Origin of the sequence: Bernardetia sp. ABR2-2B (genome assembly GCF_037126435.1) — a bacterium.
Lineage (GTDB): Bacteria > Bacteroidota > Bacteroidia > Cytophagales > Bernardetiaceae > Bernardetia.
In genome coordinates this window covers 4,679,457-4,701,317 of the sequence record NZ_CP147020.1, presented here as the reverse complement: position 1 = coordinate 4,701,317, position 21,861 = coordinate 4,679,457, and the positions used below count along the sequence as shown (strand labels likewise).

Annotated in this window: 22 protein-coding genes; 16 read left to right on the top strand and 6 right to left on the bottom strand. The window is 31.3% G+C overall.

The features are described from left to right. Positions 1 to 31 precede the first annotated feature (31 nt). The 7 genes from WAF17_RS19790 (at position 32) to WAF17_RS19760 (ending at position 5,473) form a co-directional block, all read left to right on the top strand. Positions 32 to 472, top strand: coding sequence for a hypothetical protein (locus WAF17_RS19790; RefSeq protein WP_338763518.1), 441 nt, complete (start codon positions 32 to 34; stop codon positions 470 to 472). 64 nt (positions 473 to 536) lie between these two features. Continuing rightward, the gene (locus WAF17_RS19785) at positions 537 to 737 is read left to right on the top strand and encodes a helix-turn-helix transcriptional regulator (protein WP_338770225.1); all 201 of its coding nucleotides are present in this window, start codon (positions 537 to 539) and stop codon (positions 735 to 737) included. A 132-nt stretch (positions 738 to 869) separates the two neighbouring features. Then, a complete protein-coding gene (locus tag WAF17_RS19780) occupies positions 870 to 1,262 on the top strand; it encodes a hypothetical protein (protein ID WP_338763516.1) in 393 nt (130 codons plus the stop codon). An 11-nt stretch (positions 1,263 to 1,273) separates the two neighbouring features. Beyond that, on the top strand, positions 1,274 to 2,158 hold the full coding sequence (locus WAF17_RS19775; protein WP_338763514.1) for a TIGR01777 family oxidoreductase: 885 nt from the start codon (positions 1,274 to 1,276) through the stop codon (positions 2,156 to 2,158). A 123-nt stretch (positions 2,159 to 2,281) separates the two neighbouring features. Further along, positions 2,282 to 4,150 (top strand): hypothetical protein, encoded by a 1,869-nt coding sequence (locus WAF17_RS19770; RefSeq protein WP_338763512.1) that lies wholly within the window; start codon positions 2,282 to 2,284, stop codon positions 4,148 to 4,150. 3 nt (positions 4,151 to 4,153) lie between these two features. Continuing rightward, on the top strand, positions 4,154 to 4,606 hold the full coding sequence (locus tag WAF17_RS19765; RefSeq protein ID WP_338763510.1) for a pyridoxamine 5'-phosphate oxidase family protein: 453 nt from the start codon (positions 4,154 to 4,156) through the stop codon (positions 4,604 to 4,606). A 102-nt stretch (positions 4,607 to 4,708) separates the two neighbouring features. Further along, positions 4,709 to 5,473, top strand: a complete 765-nt coding sequence (locus WAF17_RS19760) for an alpha/beta fold hydrolase (RefSeq protein ID WP_338763507.1) — start codon at positions 4,709 to 4,711, stop codon at positions 5,471 to 5,473. A 16-nt stretch (positions 5,474 to 5,489) separates the two neighbouring features. Here WAF17_RS19760 and WAF17_RS19755 read toward each other — a convergent pair whose 3' ends face one another. After that, positions 5,490 to 6,008 (bottom strand): peroxiredoxin-like family protein, encoded by a 519-nt coding sequence (locus tag WAF17_RS19755; protein ID WP_338763504.1) that lies wholly within the window; start codon positions 6,006 to 6,008, stop codon positions 5,490 to 5,492. 126 nt (positions 6,009 to 6,134) lie between these two features. Between WAF17_RS19755 and WAF17_RS19750 the strand changes: the two genes are divergently transcribed. Together WAF17_RS19750 and WAF17_RS19745 are read left to right on the top strand one after the other, a co-directional pair. After that, positions 6,135 to 6,449, top strand: coding sequence for a hypothetical protein (locus tag WAF17_RS19750; protein ID WP_338763501.1), 315 nt, complete (start codon positions 6,135 to 6,137; stop codon positions 6,447 to 6,449). Between the two features lie 368 nt (positions 6,450 to 6,817). After that, positions 6,818 to 9,007 carry a S9 family peptidase gene (locus WAF17_RS19745; protein ID WP_338763499.1) on the top strand — a complete coding sequence of 730 codons (2,190 nt, stop codon included), beginning with the start codon at positions 6,818 to 6,820 and terminating at the stop codon, positions 9,005 to 9,007. Positions 9,008 to 9,135: 128 nt separating this feature from the next. Here WAF17_RS19745 and WAF17_RS19740 read toward each other — a convergent pair whose 3' ends face one another. Next, entirely contained in the window at positions 9,136 to 9,942 is an 807-nt protein-coding gene (locus tag WAF17_RS19740; RefSeq protein WP_338763497.1) for a hypothetical protein, read from the bottom strand. A gap of 497 nt (positions 9,943 to 10,439) precedes the next feature. On the opposite strand from WAF17_RS19740, the gene WAF17_RS19735 reads away from it, so the two are divergent. Genes WAF17_RS19735 through WAF17_RS19725 form a run of 3 tightly spaced genes read left to right on the top strand, consistent with a single transcriptional unit; the run spans position 10,440 to position 12,800 of the window. Beyond that, a complete protein-coding gene (locus tag WAF17_RS19735; RefSeq protein WP_338763495.1) occupies positions 10,440 to 10,724 on the top strand; it encodes a hypothetical protein in 285 nt (94 codons plus the stop codon). Further along, positions 10,717 to 12,165 (top strand): pyridoxal-dependent decarboxylase, encoded by a 1,449-nt coding sequence (locus tag WAF17_RS19730; protein WP_338763493.1) that lies wholly within the window; start codon positions 10,717 to 10,719, stop codon positions 12,163 to 12,165. Before WAF17_RS19735 ends, WAF17_RS19730 begins: the two co-directional genes overlap by 8 nt. Beyond that, positions 12,165 to 12,800 carry a hypothetical protein gene (locus tag WAF17_RS19725; protein ID WP_338763491.1) on the top strand — a complete coding sequence of 212 codons (636 nt, stop codon included), beginning with the start codon at positions 12,165 to 12,167 and terminating at the stop codon, positions 12,798 to 12,800. The genes WAF17_RS19730 and WAF17_RS19725 overlap by 1 nt, the downstream gene beginning before the upstream one ends. Before the next feature lie 2 nt (positions 12,801 to 12,802). Here WAF17_RS19725 and WAF17_RS19720 read toward each other — a convergent pair whose 3' ends face one another. The 3 genes from WAF17_RS19720 to WAF17_RS19710 all read right to left on the bottom strand — a co-directional run bounded on the left by WAF17_RS19720 (position 12,803) and on the right by WAF17_RS19710 (position 15,560). Then, positions 12,803 to 13,270 carry an HAD domain-containing protein gene (locus tag WAF17_RS19720; protein WP_338763488.1) on the bottom strand — a complete coding sequence of 156 codons (468 nt, stop codon included), beginning with the start codon at positions 13,268 to 13,270 and terminating at the stop codon, positions 12,803 to 12,805. A 70-nt stretch (positions 13,271 to 13,340) separates the two neighbouring features. Further along, positions 13,341 to 14,093, bottom strand: a complete 753-nt coding sequence (locus tag WAF17_RS19715; RefSeq protein ID WP_338763485.1) for a hypothetical protein — start codon at positions 14,091 to 14,093, stop codon at positions 13,341 to 13,343. Between the two features lie 27 nt (positions 14,094 to 14,120). Then, a complete protein-coding gene (locus tag WAF17_RS19710) occupies positions 14,121 to 15,560 on the bottom strand; it encodes an aminotransferase class I/II-fold pyridoxal phosphate-dependent enzyme (protein ID WP_338763482.1) in 1,440 nt (479 codons plus the stop codon). 155 nt (positions 15,561 to 15,715) lie between these two features. Between WAF17_RS19710 and WAF17_RS19705 the strand changes: the two genes are divergently transcribed. The 4 genes from WAF17_RS19705 (at position 15,716) to WAF17_RS19690 (ending at position 20,222) form a co-directional block, all read left to right on the top strand. After that, positions 15,716 to 16,306: a hypothetical protein gene (locus WAF17_RS19705; RefSeq protein ID WP_338763479.1), complete on the top strand. Its 591-nt coding sequence runs from the start codon at positions 15,716 to 15,718 to the stop codon at positions 16,304 to 16,306. Positions 16,307 to 16,648: 342 nt separating this feature from the next. Continuing rightward, complete coding sequence (locus WAF17_RS19700) at positions 16,649 to 17,365, top strand: hypothetical protein (RefSeq protein WP_338763476.1); 717 nt, start codon at positions 16,649 to 16,651, stop codon at positions 17,363 to 17,365. Between the two features lie 303 nt (positions 17,366 to 17,668). Then, positions 17,669 to 19,003 carry a tyrosine--tRNA ligase gene (gene tyrS, locus WAF17_RS19695; protein ID WP_338763473.1) on the top strand — a complete coding sequence of 445 codons (1,335 nt, stop codon included), beginning with the start codon at positions 17,669 to 17,671 and terminating at the stop codon, positions 19,001 to 19,003. A gap of 118 nt (positions 19,004 to 19,121) precedes the next feature. Further along, complete coding sequence (locus WAF17_RS19690; RefSeq protein WP_338763470.1) at positions 19,122 to 20,222, top strand: toll/interleukin-1 receptor domain-containing protein; 1,101 nt, start codon at positions 19,122 to 19,124, stop codon at positions 20,220 to 20,222. A 204-nt stretch (positions 20,223 to 20,426) separates the two neighbouring features. On the opposite strand, the gene WAF17_RS19685 is transcribed toward WAF17_RS19690, so the two are convergent. Further along, positions 20,427 to 21,779 (bottom strand): peptidylprolyl isomerase, encoded by a 1,353-nt coding sequence (locus WAF17_RS19685; RefSeq protein ID WP_338763468.1) that lies wholly within the window; start codon positions 21,777 to 21,779, stop codon positions 20,427 to 20,429. Between the last annotated feature and the right edge of the window lie 82 nt (positions 21,780 to 21,861).

The following is a 21,861-nucleotide window of genomic DNA, read 5'->3' as shown; positions in this document are numbered from 1 at the left end:
TTTATTTTACAAATTAAAAACCTTTATTATTATGAACCTTACTCAAATCTGTGAAAAAGAACAAAAAGCTCTAAACCGTTTCAAGTTGTTACCTTATGCTTTCAAAAAAATTGGTTTTGCTGGACTAATTATCTCTGTTTTGGCTGTTTTATTTTTTCGTTTTGCAATGAACGATGCTGCTATTTTGCTTTCTGTTTCTGCAAAAATGGTTTTAGTTTTTATGCTACTAATTTCTGTTTCTGAAGAAAAAATAGAAGATGAAATGATAAGTAAGTTGAGAGTACAATCTTATTCTATTGCCTTTGTGATGGGAGTAATTTATGCGCTGGGTATGCCTGTGATTGATTTTTTAGTTGATTTTGTAATCAATATGGATACAAGTTATTCTGAAATGAGTTCTGGAATTGTGCTTTGGTTTATGTTGGCTATCCAAATTGCCTTTTTTCAACTGCTCAAAAAGACACAGTCTTAAATTTATTCATACATAAAACATTTACCAAAATTCTAAAAAAATGGAATTACAAATAGATATAGAAATGAAAAACACCATAAAAGTACAAAGGGCTATTTTGAATATCACACAAGAGGAACTTGCCCAAAAAATAGGTGTTTCTCGGCAAACGATTAGTTCAATAGAAAAAAATAAATACGTTCCTTCTACTGTTTTGGCTCTCAAACTCTCTCAACTTTTCGAAAAACCTGTCAATGAGATTTTCGAATTAGAAGAGGAGGATTAAATAAAATCTTCAAGCAAATCAAATTTCACTATTAACTTTCAAAACTTTCAATTTAATTTGAAAGTTTTGTTTTTTTGTGTACATTTGTTTCAATTAGATTAAAAAATCAGTAAACAATTGAATTCGTTTTTTATGAAAAATAGAAATATATTTTGGCTACTCGCAGGAATTTTAAATTTATTTACAGCATTACTTCATACATTTGGAGGACAAATAGAATTAATAAACCCTTTGTTTTCAAGTAATTTAGACAATCAAATTCAAACTGAACTGCTTAGTGTTTGGCATATGATAACGCTGTTCCTCTTTTTTACTTCTGCTGTTTTTATCAAAAATTACTTTGCTCCTAGAGAAGAATGTAGAGCAATTATTCAATTTATCAGTTATGTTTATTTTCTGTTTTCTCTATCTTTTATTGGTGTAAGTATAATTAATCAAATTCTTGCTCCTCAATTTATTTTATTATTACCCATTGGAGTTTTGGGTTTTATTGGAGTTAAAAAATATAAACTATCATCAGTCTAATCATCAAAAAAATGAAAAACAAAAAAGTAATTTTAGCAGGAGGAACAGGCTTTGTAGGAAAGTATTTTCAAAAGAAGTTTTCAGATTTGGGTTATGAAGTAATCGTAATTGCACGAAATACTTCTGTAAACTGGAAAAGTCTAGATGAAATAACAGAAGCCTTAGAGCATTCTGAAATGTTGATAAACTTGGCAGGAAAATCTGTTGATTGTAGGTATAATGAAAAGAACAAGAACGAGATTTTACGTTCCAGAACTGAGACAACAAAGATTTTAGGAGAAGCCATTCAAAAATGTAAATTTCCACCCAAAATATGGTTCAATTCTAGCACAGCCACTATTTATAGACATGCAGAAGACCGACCCATGACAGAAAAAGAAGGAGAAATCGGAACTGGTTTTTCTGTTGGAGTTGCCACAGCATGGGAGAAGGAGTTTTTTAATTTTGAGCTAGAAAATACAAGGCAAATTGCACTACGAATGGCAATTATTTTGGGAAAAGATGGAGGTGCTATTCCTCCTCTTGCAAACATTGTCCGTCTTGGTTTGGGAGGAAAGCAAGGAAACGGAAATCAGATGTTTAGTTGGTTACATATTTACGATTTGTATAGAATAATTTTATTCCTTCAAGAAAATGAAAATTTAGAGGGTGTTTTTAATTGCTCTTCCCCAAATCCTGTCAAGAATAAAGAACTGATGCAGATTTTTAGAGAGAAAATAAAAATGCCTTTTGGGATTCCTACACCAAAGTTTTTATTAGAAATTGGAGCTTTTATGATTCGTACAGAAACCGAATTACTGCTAAAAAGCCGTTGGGTAATCCCTCAAAGGTTGCAAGATGAAGGTTTTGAGTTTGAGTATCCAAGGCTAGAAAAGGCAATTGAGGAGAGTTTGTAATTTTAATAATGAGTAAATTTAAGCTAAAGAAAGTTAGAAAAAATTAAAAATTAGTAGAGAAAACTTAGCTTTCCTATTTTTAGTGAATCGAATCAATCAAATTTATCTAACCAATTATAGTTTATGAAGGCTTATTTCAAAATTATATTTACAGCTTTTTGGCTTTTATCATTCTCTATTTCCTCCGTCTTTGCTCAAACTATTGAAAGTTTTAAGGTAAAAGCAAAATACCCTTATTTAGAAAATTATTTAGTAATGACTCCAGAAGAAGGAATAGAGAATTTAGAAGGAGTTTTGATTTTATTACCAGGTTTTGGACAAGCTGCAAAGACTATTTTTGAAGAATCTGAATTGCCTTATGAAGCTGCAAAACGCAATATTCTGACAGTAATGATTCCTTTTGGAAGAAAATTATATGCTGATAAAGAAACACAAAACCATCTGAATACAGTAATAAAAGATGTAAAGAAAAATTATCATTTTGATTCTACTAAAGTTGTTTTGGGAGGTTTTTCGGCTGGAGGAACTGTTGGTTTGCGTTATGTGGAGTTGTGTAGGGAAAGTCCAAGTCAATATCCTATTTTACCTTCGGCTGCCTTTGCTGTAGATTCTCCTACTGATTTGTTCGAAATATGGAATTATTTTCAAAGAGAGCTTGTCAAAAACTATTCTCCAGCAGGTGTAGGAGAAGCAAATTATGTTTCTCAACTAATGAAAAATGAGTTAGGAGGAACACCCAAAGAAAATCCTAAATCTTATTATTATCATTCACCTTTTGTGGGAGAGGCTGATTCGTTACTGAATGCAAAGTATTTATTGGAAATCCCTGTTCGTGCTTATCACGATGTAGATGTAGTTTGGCAGCTTAGAGAGCGTCGTAGAAGTGTTAGAGACAATAATTATTATACTACTTCTATGCTTATCAATAAACTGCTTTTACACGGAAATCAAGAAGCTGAATTTATACAATCGAAAGAAAAAGGTGTAAGAAGTAATGGAATGCGCCATACTCATTCGTGGTCAGTGGTAGATGAAACAGAGTGTATTGAATGGGTTTTGAAGTCTTTTAATAAGCCAATTTTTTATCAAGAACACGAACAACTTGCAGGTTCGCTTTCTCTTTCTGCCGATAATAGTTTATCTGTTCCTCGTCATAAAAAGGGATATACACTTATTCTTCCTAAAGAAACAAAAACTATAAAAGGAGTAGTTCTGACAATAAATGATAAAGAATTTGATAAAAAAAATACGCCTATCAATCAGCTCATTTATCCACAAGCTACTCAAAATAAGTTGGCTGTTTTGCATATTTCATCTGGAGAACCTTTAGATTTCTTGGAAAACAAACAGCGATTGGAGGTAATTTATGAAGTTTTGAAAAATGCTTTAGAAAAACATCAACTCACTCAACAGCCAATTTTTATTTTAGGACAGAATTTGTCTGGTACGAGAGGACTTCGGTTTATGAGTTATCTCAACAAAAAAAATGAAACCATTTATAAACGAGTTAGAGGAATTGCTATTTTTGATTCAGCATTAGATATGGTTAGAATGTGGGAAGAGAGTCAAAAAGCAATGAAAGACAACTACGCTGAAAGTTCGGTAGGAGAAGCCAAGTGGCTCACTTATTTATTAGAACAAAAAATAAGTAAAGGCAATAAGGATAATAAAAAAATGCTTGAAGATTATTCACCTTACAGTCACTCAAAAGATACTACTGAAAGTCTAAAATATTTAAAAAATAAAATAGTTTGGGCATATTCTGAACCTGATGTAAATTGGTGGATTAACAACAAAGCCAAGGGATACTACGATATGAATGCACCTGATATGGCAGGTTTGATAACAGAATTGCGTTTGTTAGAAAATTATGATACGGAGCTTTTTATTATAAACAAACTAGAAAGACAAGGTAGAAGAAATCCAACTTTTACGTGGGAGCAAGTAGATAAAGAGCGATTAATAAGAATGATTTTATTAAACCTATTATAAAATATGCTCAATCAAGAAATCAAAAATTCCATCGAAAAAAGTGTTTTGTGTTGGCTTGCTACGGCTGATAATGAAAATATGCCCAACGTTTCTCCAAAAGAAGTGTTTACTTTTTATCAAGACAAATATATTATCATTGCAAATATTGCCTCGCCACAAAGCGTTCATAATATTATGCAAAACCCAAATGTATGTGTAAGTTTTGTTGATGTTTTTGTACAAAAAGGCTTTCAATTGAAAGGCAGAGCAAGAATTATAAAACAGACAGATTCAGAGTTTGAAAGCCTAGAAGAACCGTTACTAAAAATGACGAAAAGTAAATATCCTTTTTCAATGATTATCAAAATCAATATAGAGACTCTCAAAAAAATAATTGCGCCAAGTTATATGCTTTATCCAGATACTACTGAAGCCGAGCAAATAGAAGACGCAAAAAAACAATACCTTTCAAAATAAATGATGCAAAAGTTTAAAAAAATATCGCTTTGGTTAATTGGAGTTCTATTTAGCCTATACTTTCTTATCTGCATTTCTGTATATTTTTCCCAAGAAAAGTTATTGTTTTTTCCTCAAAAATTAGAACAGAGTTATACTTTCAACTTTGAAAAACGTTATGAAGAAGTAATTATTCCAACAAACGACCACATCAACCTTCACGGTGTTTTGTTTCATTCAAAAAACGTAGAAACTTCTATTTCTGAACCTAAAAAACTCGCTTTCTATCTTCACGGAAATGTCGGAGCTGTTAGTTCTTGGGAAAGTATCGCTGATGTTTATACTAATTTAGGATATGATTTATTTATTCTGGATTATCGTGGTTATGGAAAAAGTGAAGGTAATATTTATAGCCAAGAGCAGTTTTTTAGTGATGTTCAGACAGCTTATGATTTTGTAAGAAAAGAGAAAAGTTATGATGAGAAAAGCATCATAGTTGTTGGTTATTCCGTCGGAACAGCATCTGCTGCAATGCTTACAAGTAAAAATAACCCAAAGGCTCTTATTCTTCAAGCTCCTTATTTCAGTATTACTGACATGACCAAAAGAAGGTATCCCATTATTCCAACTTTTTTATTGAAATATAAATTCAATACAGCCGAATTTTTAGCCAAAACAAATGTTCCTACTACTATCTTTCACGGAACAAATGACAGAGTGATTCCTTACGAATCTTTAGGAATGATAAAGGAGTATGTAGATAAAAATAACAAATCAGGTAATTTTTATTTTATTACCTTAGAGAATCAAAGACACGGAGCGATTCATCGTAATCCTATTTTTTTAGAAAAAATAAAGGAGCTTCTATTAGAAAAAACTCCTTATTGATTTGATAATAAATGCTCTATACTTTTCCTCTAGCAGGATAATCTTCTTCTAAAATAAAGTCAATTCCTTTCAAAAGTTCATCGAAGCTTGGACGAGCAAAAGGCATCGTCTGAACAGAAGAAAAATAAAGGGTTTGGTCTGGACGAATAAGAAAAAGAGCAGGTTCTGAAAAGTGTTTTGGCTCTTCATCTTTGATAGCTTCCGAAATATAAAGTCCCCACTCTTTAGCATTTTCAATGGAAAAATCAAAACCAATAGGTAAATTAGGAATATTCCATTTTTCGCCAGCTTTTTTGGCTCTTTCTTCTGTATCTGTACTGATAGCGACCATTTTTATTCCTCGGTCTGCAAAATCATCAAGTTTGGTAGCTAAGTCTTCCAAATATTTCTTACAAACAGGACAGTGCAATCCTCTGTAAAAAATAATCATCGTAAAGTTTTTGGGTTCTTGTTCTTCTAAAGACCATTTCAAGTCATTGATGAGGCGAACATCTAAGTTGGGAGTTTTTTCTCTAGGTTTGATTCTGTTTGACATAAAAATTAAAAATTTAGATTAAAAAATTGTATTAAATTCAGCTTTTATACAATTTCCCAACAGCTCATTGTACTTTATGTTTTTTATAAAACATTAATTCTAATTATTTGTAATAACTATCGCACTATGAAACCTATATCCAAAATACTCACATTAAAAAATATTCTTATTGGAGTTTTGATTTTATTCTTAGACTTTGTTTTGTATATTTTTTTAGGGGTATATATGATGAAATATGATGATTTTTACCAAGAGAGTGAGGGTGAGTATTTCAGTTTAGAAAGCATGGAGCTTGACGAGCAAATTGTCTATATTGCTTTCAATGTTTTAGTTCTGCTTAATATTGTCATTCTTGTATATCTTATTTATAGAATCATAATCTACTTCCTTAAAAGAAAAAATACTAATTTGCAGTATCTTGACTATCCAGAAGATGATTAAAGAAAATAAGAAAGTTCTAATCAAATTGCTTAAAACAATTTTAATTGTATGCTCTATTTGTTTCATTGAATTTGTACTTTATACAGTTGCAATATTTTTTACTATACGGCTTACCAAAACTACTTATGAAGAAACTGGGATAGTGCCTGATAGTTGGGAGAGTTGTGACACTATTGGACAAACAGCAATAGTATTTATCTGGTTTTTAAATATAATAAATGTAGGTTTAATCATATTTGGAGTACGCAAAATCTACACAACATTTTTCAAGAAAAATAAAACTATTAACTTACAGTATCTAGACTTTCCAGAAGATAAGTGATCAAAACACATTTCTAACTTTACTTACTAACTCTCAAAAAAACAAAATGCAAACAAAACTTTCAAAACTCTATCTAAAATCTATTTCGATAGCAATTATAATTTCTTCATTTCTATTTAGTTGTGGAGACAAAACTAATTCTCAAAATAATTCAGAATATACTTCAAACCAAACTATGACAGACACACTTACGCCTCCTATGGCTTTAAAAGTGCCTCAAAAACTAGAGCAGCACGGACAGACACGCATTGATAATTATTACTGGCTTCGTGATGATAGCCGTACCAATCCGAAAATGCTTGCTTACCTTGAAGCAGAAAATGATTATACTACCAAATCTTTGGCGCATACAGATGAGCTTCAAGAAAAAATCTATAAAGAAATTAGAGGAAGGATAAAAGAAGATGATGCTTCTGTTCCTTACAAATATCAAAACTACTGGTATTATACTCGCTACGAAGAGGGAAAAGAATATCCGATTTATGCAAGAAAAAAAGGTAGTTTAGAAGCAGCAGAAGAAATTTTACTCAATGGAAATGAACGTGCAGAAGGAAATGATTTTTATTCGGGTAGAATAAAAGTTAGCGAAGGTGAAAATATGATGGCTTTTGTAGAAGATACTACAGGAAGAAGACAATACACAGTTCGTTTCAAAAATCTAGCTACTGGCGAAATTTTGGCAGAAACTATCCGAAATGTAGAACCTTCACTTGTTTGGGCAAATGATAACAAAACACTTTTTTATGTAAAAAAAGACCCAGAAACATTGCGTTCTCATCAAGTTTGGAGTCATACGTTGGGTACGAATCCAGAAGAAGATAAGCTAGTTTATGAAGAAAAAGACGAATCCTATTATACATACATTGGAAAATCTAAATCCAAAAAATATGTAATGATTTATTTGAGCAGTACGCTAAATACAGAAGTTCATCTGATTGATGCTGATAAGCCAAGCTCAAAACCAACTGTATTTTTGGAGAGAGAAGAAAAGCACGAATACAGCATAGCACACAAAGACGATTATTTTTATGTAGTTACCAACTGGGAAGCGCAAAATTTTCGTTTGATGAAAGTAAAAGTAGGAGAGCAAAACGATAAGAGCAAGTGGGAAGAAGTAATTCCACACCGTCAAGATGTTTTGTTAGAAGACATTGACATGTTTAGTGATTTTATGGTTTTGAGTGAACGTAAAGAAGGACTTTTGAATCTTCGTGTCAGAAACCAAAAAGATAATTCTGAACATTACATTGAGTTTGATGACCCTGCTTATATGGCTTATACGGCTCAAAATATTGAATTTGATACAAAAATGCTACGTTTTGGCTATACTTCTATGACTACTCCAAACTCGGTCTATGATTATGATATGGAAACCAAAGAAAAAGAACTCAAAAAACAGCAAGAAATTGTAGGAGGTTATGATGCTTCTAATTTCGTTTCAGAGCGAGTATATGCAACAGCAAAAGATGGGACAAAAATTCCTATTTCGTTAGTCTATAAAAAAGGAACTAAAAAAGATGGAAAAAATCCTTTAGTTGTTTATGGCTATGGTTCTTATGGTGCATCAATGGATGCTTATTTTAGTGTTGCAAGATTGAGCCTTTTGGAACGTGGTTTTGTTTATTCTATCGTTCATATTCGTGGAGGAGAAGAAATGGGAAGGCAATGGTATGAAGATGGAAAACTTTTGAAAAAGAAAAATACTTTTGAAGACTTTATCGCCTGTACAGAATTTTTACAAAAAGAAGGTTTTGGAAGCCCAGAAACTACTTTTGCTATTGGTGGAAGTGCTGGTGGTCTTTTAGTAGGTGCAGTTATGAATATGCGACCAGATTTGTATAAAGGTGTTTTGGCTGCCGTTCCATTTGTTGATGTAGTTACAACGATGCTAGACGAGTCTATTCCACTTACTACCAATGAGTTTGACGAATGGGGAAATCCTAAAAATAAGGAATATTACGACTATATGATGAGTTACTCGCCGTATGATAACGTAATAGCTCAAGATTACCCAAATATTCTTGTTACAACAGGTTTGCACGATTCACAAGTTCAATACTGGGAACCTGCAAAATGGGTAGCAAAACTTCGTGATATAAAAACTGATAATAATAAGCTTTATTTCAAAACTAATATGGATGCTGGACATGGTGGAGCTTCTGGACGCTTTGAAGCTATCAAAGAAACAGCTTTAGAGTATGCTTTTATGTTGGATTTGGTGGGTAAAACAGAGTAAATAATTAAAATATTCAACTTTATAAACCAACCTCCTATTTTGCTTATTTGTAAGATAGGAGGTTGTTGTTTTTTTCATCTAAAAATATACTTCCTTGTGAGAATATAAGTCAACAAAATCTAACATTCCTACTTAGTTAAATTAGGAATTATAATTAAATCCTCTATGCCTTTAGTCATATTGAGATGTTTTTTTAGAGGCAATAAACTCTTCTTTTTAGTATATATGATTTTTTCATCTGTAGTGGGATGAATGTAACCATAAAGCTCCAAATCAAAATCGTTATGTTTGAATTTATCCTCCCACTTTTTTAATAATGAATTATATTCGATAACATTTGTATATATTTCAACTGTACTCAAAGTGTAAAGATGTTCTCTTTTTCCAGATTTAGAAAAGTCCGATTTTATATAAAAAGAAATGGCTACACCTGCATAAGGTATATGATTATGAGTAATCAAATTATTACAAAGAGATAAAACTTGATGTTCATCTATAACTAAAGAGGTTTTCATTTCCACTCCAATTTGTTGAGCTATCAATTTTTCATTCTCTTTAATTTCTTCATGAGATAATTTTAATTTTCCCCAAGCATTTCTATAATCTTCTTTTGTTGTTCTCTCTAATAAGGAGATATTTTTAAAAGGTCTTATGACACCAAGTCTAACCATAGTATCCATTTGTATAATAAGATGAGCTATATCATTCTTATCATCTTTAAGAAGATACAAAATATCAGTAACATGTTTTTTGGTAGAATCTAGAAGTATTGTACTATTAGGCGTAGAATACTTGATAGTATCATTTTTTTCTTGGTAGATAGTATTGGTAGTAGCTCCTGTAAAAGAAACTCCAGTCAACAAATATAAAGTCAATAATAAAAAGACAGTTTTTGTCTGATTATTTTTAATTCGGTGTTTATTTTTATGGTTCATCTAAATTAGATTATGGTAAGAAAGTGATTATTGTTTATTTAATGAACATAATCTTTAATTTAGATTGAAGTCACATTTTTATTATATTTTATCGTCTTTTGATATAATTTTAGACTGTTTTATAACTTGGTTATGCTTATTAGTAACTGAAGTTACGCATGAGGACTCCATATTTATCAAAATATAAATTTATAATTGAATATATGCAATACACTTTATTTAAGCAAATAAGGATACTAAAATTTGAAAATCTAAGATAAAAAATCTCATATCTTTATCAATTAATAGGTTTTTGTGGATTGAGTCTTTTATAAAAATCAAAAATATCTATTTTAAGTAAAATAAGGTGCTTTTTTCAAATGCGTAACTTCAGTTAGTAAGTAGTAGTGATAAAACTTTCTGTTGTGTATACCACAGGAACTTTTTGCTTTTTATTGAAACTACAAACTATTTTTACCGTTAGGAATACTATTTCTGTTTCTCATAAATAAAAAATAATGGAAAGTATCCTAGAAGGCTTGATAGAAGGTATATTTGAGTTTTTGGTAGAAGTTATTTTCAAAACCTTTTTCAACTCAATCGGTGCAGCTATTCGTTGGTTATTTTTCTTGGGTAGATATTCATACAGTCATTTATTTGATCAATTTGGAAGAAATATAACACTTTTTATTCTAACTTTTATTACATTACTTGGAAGTGCAATTTACTTGAGTAAAAATTCTAAAAAAGAAATACAAGAACAGAAAAACAACATTAATTTATCAATTTCAAACCATGAATAATATCTTACAATCAGATTCAGAAAACATTGAATCAATCCTACAAAAAGTAGCTTCTCAAGGAACAGATTATCTCAAAAATATTAACGACAGACCAACTTCAAGTAAGTTTGACTCAAAGGAAAAGTTAAATCTTGATGAGCAAGGTTTAGGAACAATACAAGCATTAGAGTTATTTAATCAACGATTCGAATCTACGATGGTAGCTTCTTCGGGTTCAAGATTTTGGGGATATGTAACAGGGGGCTCTACACCTGCATCTCTTGTAGGCGATTGGTTGGCAACTATTTATGACCAAAATACACAAGCTACAAATGGGAATGGAGATATTTCTGCAAATATTGAATTAGAAACTATCAATTTATTACTAGAGTTATTTGAGCTTCCAAAAGAGTTTTTAGGTGGTTTTGTAACAGGAGCAACCATGTCTAATTTTACGTGTTTGGCAGTAGCAAGACAATGGATAGGCAAAAATTACAAAGACAATCAAGGAAATAATTCACCGAAAGATATAGCAAAAGAAGGAGTTAGAGAAGAAATTGCAGTTTTGTCAGCTACTCCACACTCATCAGCTATCAAAGCAATTTCTTTATTAGGAATGGGAAGTACAAAAATTATTTCTGTCAAAACACTAGAAGGAAATAGAGAAACGATTTCAATTCCAGATTTAAAAAAAGTTATTGAATCTCTAAATGGAAAACCCTTTATTTTGCTTTCAAGTGGAGGAACAGTAAATACAGTTGATTTTGATGACTTTGAAGCCATAAATAAACTAAAAACGAAATATAATTTTTGGTGGCATATTGATGCTGCCTTTGGTGGTTTTGCAGCTTGTTCAGAGAAGACAAAACATTTGGTAAAAGGTTGGGAGAATGCAGATAGTATTACCATAGATTGCCATAAATGGCTAAACGTTCCTTATGAAAGTGCAATTTTTTTAGTAAAAAAAGAATATAGCATTTTACAAACTGAAGCATTTCAAAATTCGAATGCACCTTATTTAGGAAACCCATTTGAAAATTTTAGTTATCTCAATGTATTGCCTGAAAACTCTAGGCGTTTGAAAGCTCTTCCTGCTTGGTTTACACTTATGGCGTATGGAAAAGAGGGTTATAGAGATATAGTAGAAAATTGTATTGATTTGGCAAACTATTTTGGTCAGAAAATTACGGATAGCAATGATTTGGAGTTATTAGCACCAATTCATTTGAATAATATTTGTTTTTCATTGAAGAAAAGTAACAATGAAGATAATCAAGATGAAGTTACACTTTTTTTGAAAAAGCTAAATGATACAGGAAAAGTATTTATGACTCCTACTTTTTATGGAAGTAGAAAAGGAATTAGAGCTTCTTTTGTAAATTGGAGAACAGAAAAAGAAGATGTAGATTTAGTTTTTGAGGAAATGAATCAGATTATTTTAAATTTTAGAATTACTTTTTGATGAAAAAACGAAGTTTCTATTTACTAATTTTTGCAGGTTTTATCTTCCTAAGTTTTCAATTCTCTCAAAAAAAAGAAATTAATGTTTTTGACAAAGAACAGAAGCTAAGAGAATTAGTTTCTAAAACTCAAATTTTAGAATTTCCCCTATTTTTAGATATTAATAATTCTGAAAAATATGCAAACCTAACTGGCTTAGGAAAAATTATCAATCCAAATATAAGAGGTGAAAGTGATATTACTCCAGTCTTAGGAATATTACCAGATACAAGTAATTACTATCATTTTTTGTGTTATGGAATTGGAGATGTCCTTTATCCTAAAATGATTAGCTTCGATAAAAAAGGAAATTTACTACAAGATAAATTAATTTGTTTGACAGACAATCTGTATATTTTTGAAGAAGTTGAAATAAGTTATCAAACAAGTACAGTAAGTTTATCAAAATCTGAAAGAGGTACAGAAATTACACTCTTAAACATCACAAAAGGCAAAAGATTTAGAGAGTTTGAATCGAATACAGAAAATACAAATCTAACAGACAGTCTTTTTTGTGAAAGAATTATACGAATAGGATTTTTAAGTGAAGATGGAAAAGTTATTTTTGATGATAAAATCGTAGAGGATTGTAGATAGATTTAATCTTTCCAAAAAGTGTCAATAATTTCTTGTGCTTCCTTTAATTTTTCTGAATTAAAACCTATAGTTAGTCTTGTTTGAACCCAATATTTTTTATCTTTTTGTTTAAGATTATGCAAACTAGAATCATCATCTAAAATAAGAAAATTTTCTATTGGTTCATGTGATAGAAAGGCTTCTATTTCTGTCAGCCTTGAAATTTGATAATCTCCTTTTGGTAAAAATCCTGTTATCTCTTTTGTTATATTCCGATTGATAAATATTTCTCTAAATTCTTGTAAAGTTTTATTTATTCTTCTCGTTGAAGAAAGCCATAATTCACACTCTAAGTTTTCAGTTAGTTGATTAAAATTTTCTACACATTTTTTATTGAATGCAGAATAACTATCAAAATCCATTTCATCAGCTTTCCAAGTAGGAGTTGTAATCAAAACACCATCTAAATCTAAAATAATTGCGTTTTTCATAAGCATCATTTATACAAAATATTATTGTAGGAAAAAGGCGAGTTTTTTTCCTACTGAAGAAAATATTTTATCAGTCTATTATTTCTGTAGAACCTTGATACCCCATTTCTTGTTCTAAAGCTCCATAAATTTTTGTAAATACAAACCCACTATCAGTCGCTATAATATCTGTAATATTTACATTAGGATTTTCTAATTTTAGATATACAACAATTTCAGAACTATATTTAGTGGTAACTTGATATGCATTGTACAACCCTTTATTATCCTCAATTACAGCATGGTTATATGCTCTATTCAATTTCTTATTTATGTTGTTACAATAAGATAATATCAAGAGTGTTTCATCTATTTCTAATAACCATGCATTTTGATTAGAAATACCAGTTTCAAGAATTGAATTACAAACCCTAGAATAAGTTGTATCTATAACTACACCAGTTGCATCATAACTCACTACCTTTATATTTCTACAAAGTTCATCATCATCAATATACCATTCTAAAGCACCAAGTGGTTTTTTATTGCTAAAAACTTCATTATTCAACCATTCTTTAATCTTAGTTTTTTCTTGTTCTGTTATAGCGATATTATATGTTTCATAAAATTGATAAATTTTTTGTACTAAAGTATCTCCTTCTAAATGTTGAAACTTATATACTCCATCATTAGGACTAAAACAATCGTCACTTTTTTTATCAATGATATTTTTTTCTGTCTTCTTGCCTTTCTTTTTTTCCTGTGAAAACTGACAACTTAATGTAAAAGTAAGTAAACATATAAAAAATATAAGATGTATTTTTGAGCAAAAATTGATATTCATACTTTTTGAGTTTTAATAGGTTTTGTATTATAAGGTTTTTTCAATAGATAACTGCTCACTACTAACTGACAAAAGCAGTTCCCAAAAACCATCAATATGTTTTTTCTCTACGTAAGTCTGTCCGATAGAAAGACGCAAAACGTATTTATCATTTAATTTTGTATGCGATAAAAATACTTTTCCTGTCTCGTTGAGTGATTTGAGAATTTGCGTATTTATTTTTTCTAATTCTTCGTCTGATTTATTCGCATCAAAATACCTAAAACAGACCAAGCCAACTTCTGGGTTTGTAATTAATTCAAAATCAGAATGAGTAATGATTTTTTGAGTAAAATAATCGGTTAAAGATAAGTGCAAACGGAGTTTTTCTTGAATGCCATCCAATCCAAAGTTTCGCATCACAAACCAAAGTTTTAAAGCTCTAAAACGTCTTCCCAAAGCAACGCCCCAGTCTCTATAATTATTTACTTTGCTTTCAAAACCAGTCTTCAAATATTCAGGTAAAATCTCAAACGTTCGGATAAGTGCGCCCTTATCTTTCACATAATACACCGAACAATCAAAATTGACAAACATCCATTTATGAGGATTAAAAACATAACTATCGCCCTCTTCAATTCCTTCAAATAAATAACGTTTTTCTGGTAAAATAGCTACTGTTCCTGCATAGGCTGCATCAATATGAAGCCAAATGCCATATTTTTTACAGATTTTAGCCATTTCGGTTACGTTATCAAAGGCTGTGCTGCTTGTCGTTCCCAAATTAGCAACTGCCCAAAGTGGCGTACAACCCTCTTGAATATCTTTTTTTACTTGTTCCTCAAAAGCATTTATATCAATAGAAAAACTAGAATCTGTCTTTATTTTTATCAAATTATCACTTCCAATTCCTGCAATTCTTACGGCTTTATCAATCGAAGAATGTGTTTGGTCAGAACAATACGTTCTAAATTTTTCATCAAAAAAAGCTAATCCTTTTGTATTACTCTGAAAATTTGTCGCTTTTTCTCGTGCTGTCAGAATCGAACAGAGCGTACCTGCCGAAGCTGTATCTTGAATTACTCCGTGCCAATCTTTGGGCAATCCACACCATTCGCCTAACCAAATCATTGTTTTTTCTTCTAATTCAGCAGCAGCAGGAGAGGTTTGCCAAATCATACATTGCGCTCCCAACGTAGCCGTAAGCATTTCGCCAAGTACAGAAGCAGGAGAACTATTAGCAGGAAAATAGCCGAAAAATTGTGGGTGTTGCCAGTGTGTCATTCCCTTCAAAATAATGTCGTCAAAATCCTTCAAAATAACGTCCATAGACTCGCCTTCTTTTGGTGCAGACAAAGGCAACTCGTCAAAAATCTGACGAGGTTTTACTTTTGAAAGCACATCATATTCTTCGACATTTTCTAAATAATCAGCCATTTTATCGGCTACTTTGTGGGCGTATTCTCTGAAATTTTCTCTTTCTAGCATTTTTTATTGTGTGGTTTTTTGGTTGCTTGTGAAGATAAAAGCAACAGACAGTGAGTTTTTTCCGTCCTGTTTTAAAATTAGGTAAATATAAATCATTAAATTGAATCGGCTAAATTTGAGGCTTCACTTTCTATTATTTTAAAACTAACTGAAATATGAAATTAAAATACATATTACTTTTTGTTCTTCTCTCAACCCCTGTTTTCGGATTTGCACAAAAAAAATATAGCTATGAAGCTGGACAAAGATTTATTAAAAAAGCCAAGAAAAATTTAGCTAACGATAATTATGGCAAAACAAAAAAACACATCGAAAAAGCTAAAAATAGTAGTGGAGGGTATTGTGGTTTGGGAGCTATAATGACAGATAGAGTAATAACTTTATTAGAGTATGAATTACTGACCAAACAAAAAAAATATGATGAATTGTTAATATTATTGGATTCAGCAAAAAAACAAAGTTATGGAGGAGGAACAGATGAATTAGATTCTTTAGAAGTTCAAACATTAATTCTAAAATATGGAAAAGAAAAAGTAAAAAGTGCTTTCGGTAAAGTAGATTATTTTGAAATCACTCAAAATCAGAACTCTTTTTTTTATATAAATTCAGTATATTTAGAAGAGTTAAAATATACATTTTACTTTACTTTTCGTTACAATCAAACAAGCACTCCTGATAGTGCAAAACCAAAGTTATTCATAAAAGAAGCACAGAATCGTCCTTTTTACAGTTTGTTGAAAAATTAAATATAAGTATTGCTCGTGTTCTCACGAGCGACTTATCAAGAACTATTTCTCCCTAAAACCAATAGCATTCATTCTAGCTGGGTTACATAAACTTCTGACCAAACGATATACCCTTCTCTGTCTTCATCAAAAGAGCAATTTGGACGCATTTTATTTTTTAAAGATAAAGCATTTTTTTTTGGTAAAAAACAGAGAAAGTATTTTAAAACGTATAATGATAACCAGCCAATCACAAAACTATTAAAGTAATTTATTGTATGGTTTGATTCACAATATTTATAAAAATACTAATTTTGGAAAAATATTATGACAGACTAACAAAACTTAAAATATTCTTTTATTGTGAAAAACATCAACCGACAACAATTAGTGATAGAATTTGTGTCTGTAGTTTTTGCTGTAGTTCTTGCTCTTTTCTTGAATGCTTGGCGAGAATCTTCAAGCCTAAACACAAACCTAACAAGAGTAAAAGAATCTATCAAAAAAGAAATTCTTAGAAATGACTCTCTCATTCATATTTCTTATACCTACCGAAAAAAATTACTGAATAGTTTTTATGCTAATGAACATTTGATTTTGGCAGCTAAAATTACTGATTTGCCAGTTGATGTGATGGATAATGAGGCTTTAGCTATATTTTTCAAAACGTCATTAATCTTTGGTCAGAAACAGTTTTATGATAAAATAGAAATCATACAAGAACAAGATGCTCGTGTGTTAATTTTGGATAAAAGTATATTTGATTTGAAGGTTGAAGATGATTCTATAAAACTTTTTGGGATTGGTAATATACAACTCAAAACTCCAGACCTTAGTAATCGCTCTTGGGACTTGGCACAAGCAACAAATACTATTATAAAGATGGATATAGAATTGGTAGAAAAATTAAGTATTCTAAATTCACTAATAGACACCTACACAAAAACGAGTGAAAATGCTTTACAGATGATTTATACAAATAATCAAGCAGGGTTACTTTCTGTGATGGAAGATATGCACCACTTAGAAAGTAAAATTATGCAAACAAATACGTCATTGTTAGAAACATTAAAAAAGTAGGTTTTTATAATCAGTCGAAATAAAGTTTTTACTTTTTCCTAAAACCAATAGCATTCATTCTAACTGGGTTACATAAACTTCAGACCAAACGATATATTCTTCTCTATTTTCATCAAAAGATAAATTCGGGCGTATTTTATTTTCTAAAGATAAAACATTTTCTTTCTCTGTGAAAGCATTTTATATGCTATTTCAATTAATGATTAAACAGGTGTTTCGCTTAAAACAGAAGTTTCCTTAAAATATTTTCTATTCTTTTCAAAAAAATAGGAACTTAATTAAACGAATTTCTATTTTTGTAGTATGGAAAAACAAATACCCAACCTTATAGAAGAACTTCGCTGGCGTGGAATGTTACAAGACAGCACTCCAGATACAGAAAAATACTTGTTAGAGAACAGAATTTCTGGTTACATTGGCTTTGACCCTACTGCCGATTCGTTACATATCGGAAACCTTGCAACCATTATGCTTTTGGTTCATTTGCAACGTGCAGGACATACGCCTTATGCGCTCGTTGGTGGTGCGACAGGAATGGTAGGCGACCCTTCAGGAAAATCTACCGAACGCAATCTTTTAGATGAAAAAACACTTCGCCACAATGAAAAGTGCATTGGTGAACAGCTTCAAAAATTTTTAGATTTTGAAGGCGAAAATGCAGCCGTTTTAGTAAATAATTATGACTGGTTTAAAGAATTTAGCTTTTTACATTTTTTGAGAGATGTCGGAAAGCATTTGTCAGTCAATTATATGATGGCAAAAGATTCTGTCAAAACACGCCTTGAAACAGGAATTTCGTTTACAGAATTTTCTTACCAATTACTACAAGCTTACGATTTTTATCATTTATACAAAAATCACGGTGTCAAACTTCAAATGGGAGGTTCTGACCAATGGGGAAATATTACCTCTGGAACAGAGCTTATCCGAAAAATAAGCAATGCAGAAAGTGATAATAATGATGGAGAGAACGACGAGAGAGAACACACCTTTGCTGTTACTTGTCCATTAGTTACCAAAGCAGATGGCTCAAAATTTGGAAAGTCTGAAAGTGGAAATGTTTGGTTAGACCCAAATCTTACTTCGCCTTACAAATTTTACCAGTTTTGGCTCAATGCAGACGATGATGTTGCGCCTCGTTTGATTCGTGTTTTTACTCTTTTGGATAAAGAAACGATTGAAAGTCTAGAAATTGAACACGAAAAAAATAGAGGAGCAAGGATTCTTCAAAAAGCACTTGCCGAAGAAGTTACTGTAAGAGTACACGGACAAGAAGCCTACGACAATGCAGTTGAAGCCTCACAAATTTTGTTTGGGAAGGATGTAGTAAAGCAACTTCAACAAACAGATGAAAGAACACTTTTAGAAGTTTTTGAAGGAGTTCCGAATATTGATATTTCTTTAGACGAATATCATCAAGCTGGAAACGTAACCGAACTTTTATCGACAGTTTCTAAAGATGAAATTTTTGCATCTAAAAGTGAAGCAAAAAAAATGATAAAAGGTGGAGGAGTAAGCATCAATAAATCAAAAATTGCTGACCCAGTTATGGAAGTTGATTTTGCTCTTTTGCAAGATAAATATTTACTCGTTCAGCGAGGAAAGAAAAACTATTATTTGATTTGTGTGAATAAATAACTTCTATTCTTTTTAGAAAATAATATAAAAAACGGTTTTAAATCATAGCATTTGAAACCGTTTTTTTACGCTTTTTAAAATAAAAGCAGTATTTTAGAGAAATATAACTTACCAAATAATGACAGAAAAAATAGCGCAACTCAAAAAGCAAGTAGAAGCAGGAAAGTTTCAAGAAGTATTCGATTATTTAGATTTGTATTTTGAAGAAAACCCATATTATCAATATTCCAACTTGAAGCAAAATATTTCATTTCAGATGTCTATTGGAAATCCTCCTAATCCGATGCAAGTACAGAGCTTTTTGTTATTTTTAAACAGTTCTAAAATCAAAGAAGTTGTTCCAATTATTGAACAAAATAATAAAACCACCATCCAAAAAACTACTGAAACTATGGCGTATGGAACGGAAACAGAAATAAAAGGAATCAAAAAAGCGATTGATTTACTTTTAGAGAAACAAGAATTTTTATCAGAAGAGCTAGGAATAGCAAGTGGAAATCAAAAATTTTCACTCAAAAAGCAATTGCAACAATTAGAAACAGAGCTTGAAACATACCGTCAGAAAATCCAAAAACTAAAAGGCGAAAACCCTTCTAATTCTGAATTAAAAGATTTAGATACAAAAACTCAAAAAGTTCAAGAGGGTATTAGTGAGAGTTTGAAGGAAGAAAAAAAGACTTCTGCTTTCATTTCCTACAACCACAAAGACAAAATTGTAGCAAATAAAATAAAAGACTTTTTGAGAACAAAAGGAGTTGATGTTACGATAGATTCGGAGGCAATGAAAGCAGGTGAAGACATAAAAACCTTCATTGAAAAATGTGTGCGAGAAAATGATATTACGCTTTCTTTGGTTTCTAAAAATAGTTTACTTTCTGCTTGGGTAGCAATGGAAAGCGTACTTACTTTTGCAGGAGAAAAATTAGCTAATAAAGAGTTTATTGCTGTTTATGAAGATGATTCTTTTTTCAAAAGGTCTTTTACTGATGATGCACTTGATAAAGTCGAAGAAGAAATTTTAGATATTTCTACAACAATACAAAAGCGTCTATCCAAAAACCGTAGAATAGAGGATTTACAAAATGATTTAAGTAGATACAGAGAGTTAGAAAATAACCTTCCTCAAATAGTAGGACGTTTAAGAAACTCGCTTTGTATTGATATAAGTGGAGATAATTTTGATAATGGATTGCAAAAAGTCTGTGATGATATAAAGTAATATTCAAAATCCTCAACGACGGCAACGTCTCGTTGACGGTTGCAAAACAAAAATAGGGTAAACAAACCGTCGTTGAAGCTTCGCCGTCAACGAGTGTCACATAAAAAAAATGGTTTCAAGCAACACACTTAAAACCATTTTTTAGGTTCATTTTTCTCTCTCTAGCCATTGTCGGTGTCCTTGCCGATGACTAAAAATATAAAATTAAATTCCTTCCAAAAGACCACATTTATTATAATCTTCATCAATATCAATGTAGAGTTCTTTTATGGCTGTATAGAACCAATCATCAAGCATTCTTGCACGTTCATCATTCAAGGCAGCTTGATAAATTTTTTCATAATCATCATTTAAGTTGGCTTGGTGAGGTTTGGTTTTGTCTATAAAATACAGCAAACGAACAGCTTCTTTTCCATCAGGACTTCTAAATGGCAACGGCTGACTAACCGATTTTACTTTCATAGTATCCAAAATCAAATAGGTATTATAATCAAAATCTTCGGCTACCAGCTTTGCACTTCCTGTTTGTTGACTCAAAATACGCCCACCATTATTTTTTGAGTTTCTATCTGCCGAATGTTCGAAAACAGCTTTTGCAAACGTCAAACTATCCTTTACAATCAGAGTACGAAGACTATCCACAAACTTGTTGGTATAAACCATATCTTCTGCGCTAGGCTTTGGACGAATCAGGATATGACGAGTATTAATCAAATTTCCACGTCGCTCTAAAAGTTGAATCAAATGAAAGCCAAATTCTGATTCTACTGGCTCTGAAATTTCCATAGGCTTGAGTGAAAATGCCATTGCTTCATATTCAGGTACGAGTTCGCCACGTTCTCTATAACCTAAATTTCCACCCTGTGCAGCCGAACCCAAATCTACTGAAAATTCTTTAGCCAAGGCTGCAAAATCTTCTCCTGCTTTTATGCGTGTACGAATATCTAAAAGCTGCTTTCTAACTCTATCTTTTTCCTGTTTACTTACTTTTGCATAGACAAGCATTTGAGCTACTTCATATTCTGCTGGTAAAAATGGCAAACTATCTTTTGGTATAGCCTTATAAAACTTACGAACCTGTGAAGGAGTTACTTTTGCATCTGCTGTAACTTCAGAACGCATCTTTTGAATAGTTAGCTGTTCTCTGATTGGCTCTAAAAGTTCTTCTTTTATATCAGCCAAAGATTTGCCTAGATACTCTTCTAGCTTTTTCTCGTCGCCACCAGCACGTTGTACCATCGTAGATAAACGATTTGAAGCTTCACTTTCTACTTGTTCGTCCAAAACGATAACTGAATCTATTTCAGCTTTTGCATACATTACCTTATTGAAAAGGAGTTGGCGCAATATTTCGCATCTTGCATTTGGGTCTCCACTTCCTTCTTGTTGCCCTAAATAATTTTGATAAGAAAGTTCTAATTCTGACTTTAGAATAATATAATTATCTACCTTAACAATGATTTTGTCTGCTACTTGCTGTGAAAAACTAGCCGTAGCAATCAAACAAAACCCAACTAAGAGTAAGAAAGCAGAAAATTTGATTTTGAAATTGTTCATATATAAAATTAGTGAATTGATATTTAGTATTTGTTAGATAAGGATAGCAAAACGAAAAAACACTTTTATTTTCCCATAACTA

Coding starts and splice junctions, on each gene's coding strand:
- WAF17_RS19790 (WP_338763518.1), top strand. CDS start 32: ATGAACCTTACTCAAATCTGTGAAAAAGAACAAAAAGCTCTAAACCGT.
- WAF17_RS19785 (WP_338770225.1), top strand. CDS start 537: ATGAAAAACACCATAAAAGTACAAAGGGCTATTTTGAATATCACACAA.
- WAF17_RS19780 (WP_338763516.1), top strand. CDS start 870: ATGAAAAATAGAAATATATTTTGGCTACTCGCAGGAATTTTAAATTTA.
- WAF17_RS19775 (WP_338763514.1), top strand. CDS start 1,274: ATGAAAAACAAAAAAGTAATTTTAGCAGGAGGAACAGGCTTTGTAGGA.
- WAF17_RS19770 (WP_338763512.1), top strand. CDS start 2,282: ATGAAGGCTTATTTCAAAATTATATTTACAGCTTTTTGGCTTTTATCA.
- WAF17_RS19765 (WP_338763510.1), top strand. CDS start 4,154: ATGCTCAATCAAGAAATCAAAAATTCCATCGAAAAAAGTGTTTTGTGT.
- WAF17_RS19755 (WP_338763504.1), bottom strand. CDS start 6,008: ATGTCAAACAGAATCAAACCTAGAGAAAAAACTCCCAACTTAGATGTT.
- WAF17_RS19750 (WP_338763501.1), top strand. CDS start 6,135: ATGAAACCTATATCCAAAATACTCACATTAAAAAATATTCTTATTGGA.
- WAF17_RS19745 (WP_338763499.1), top strand. CDS start 6,818: ATGCAAACAAAACTTTCAAAACTCTATCTAAAATCTATTTCGATAGCA.
- WAF17_RS19740 (WP_338763497.1), bottom strand. CDS start 9,942: ATGAACCATAAAAATAAACACCGAATTAAAAATAATCAGACAAAAACT.
- WAF17_RS19735 (WP_338763495.1), top strand. CDS start 10,440: ATGGAAAGTATCCTAGAAGGCTTGATAGAAGGTATATTTGAGTTTTTG.
- WAF17_RS19730 (WP_338763493.1), top strand. CDS start 10,717: ATGAATAATATCTTACAATCAGATTCAGAAAACATTGAATCAATCCTA.
- WAF17_RS19725 (WP_338763491.1), top strand. CDS start 12,165: ATGAAAAAACGAAGTTTCTATTTACTAATTTTTGCAGGTTTTATCTTC.
- WAF17_RS19720 (WP_338763488.1), bottom strand. CDS start 13,270: ATGAAAAACGCAATTATTTTAGATTTAGATGGTGTTTTGATTACAACT.
- WAF17_RS19715 (WP_338763485.1), bottom strand. CDS start 14,093: ATGAATATCAATTTTTGCTCAAAAATACATCTTATATTTTTTATATGT.
- WAF17_RS19710 (WP_338763482.1), bottom strand. CDS start 15,560: ATGCTAGAAAGAGAAAATTTCAGAGAATACGCCCACAAAGTAGCCGAT.
- WAF17_RS19705 (WP_338763479.1), top strand. CDS start 15,716: ATGAAATTAAAATACATATTACTTTTTGTTCTTCTCTCAACCCCTGTT.
- tyrS (WP_338763473.1), top strand. CDS start 17,669: ATGGAAAAACAAATACCCAACCTTATAGAAGAACTTCGCTGGCGTGGA.
- WAF17_RS19690 (WP_338763470.1), top strand. CDS start 19,122: ATGACAGAAAAAATAGCGCAACTCAAAAAGCAAGTAGAAGCAGGAAAG.
- WAF17_RS19685 (WP_338763468.1), bottom strand. CDS start 21,779: ATGAACAATTTCAAAATCAAATTTTCTGCTTTCTTACTCTTAGTTGGG.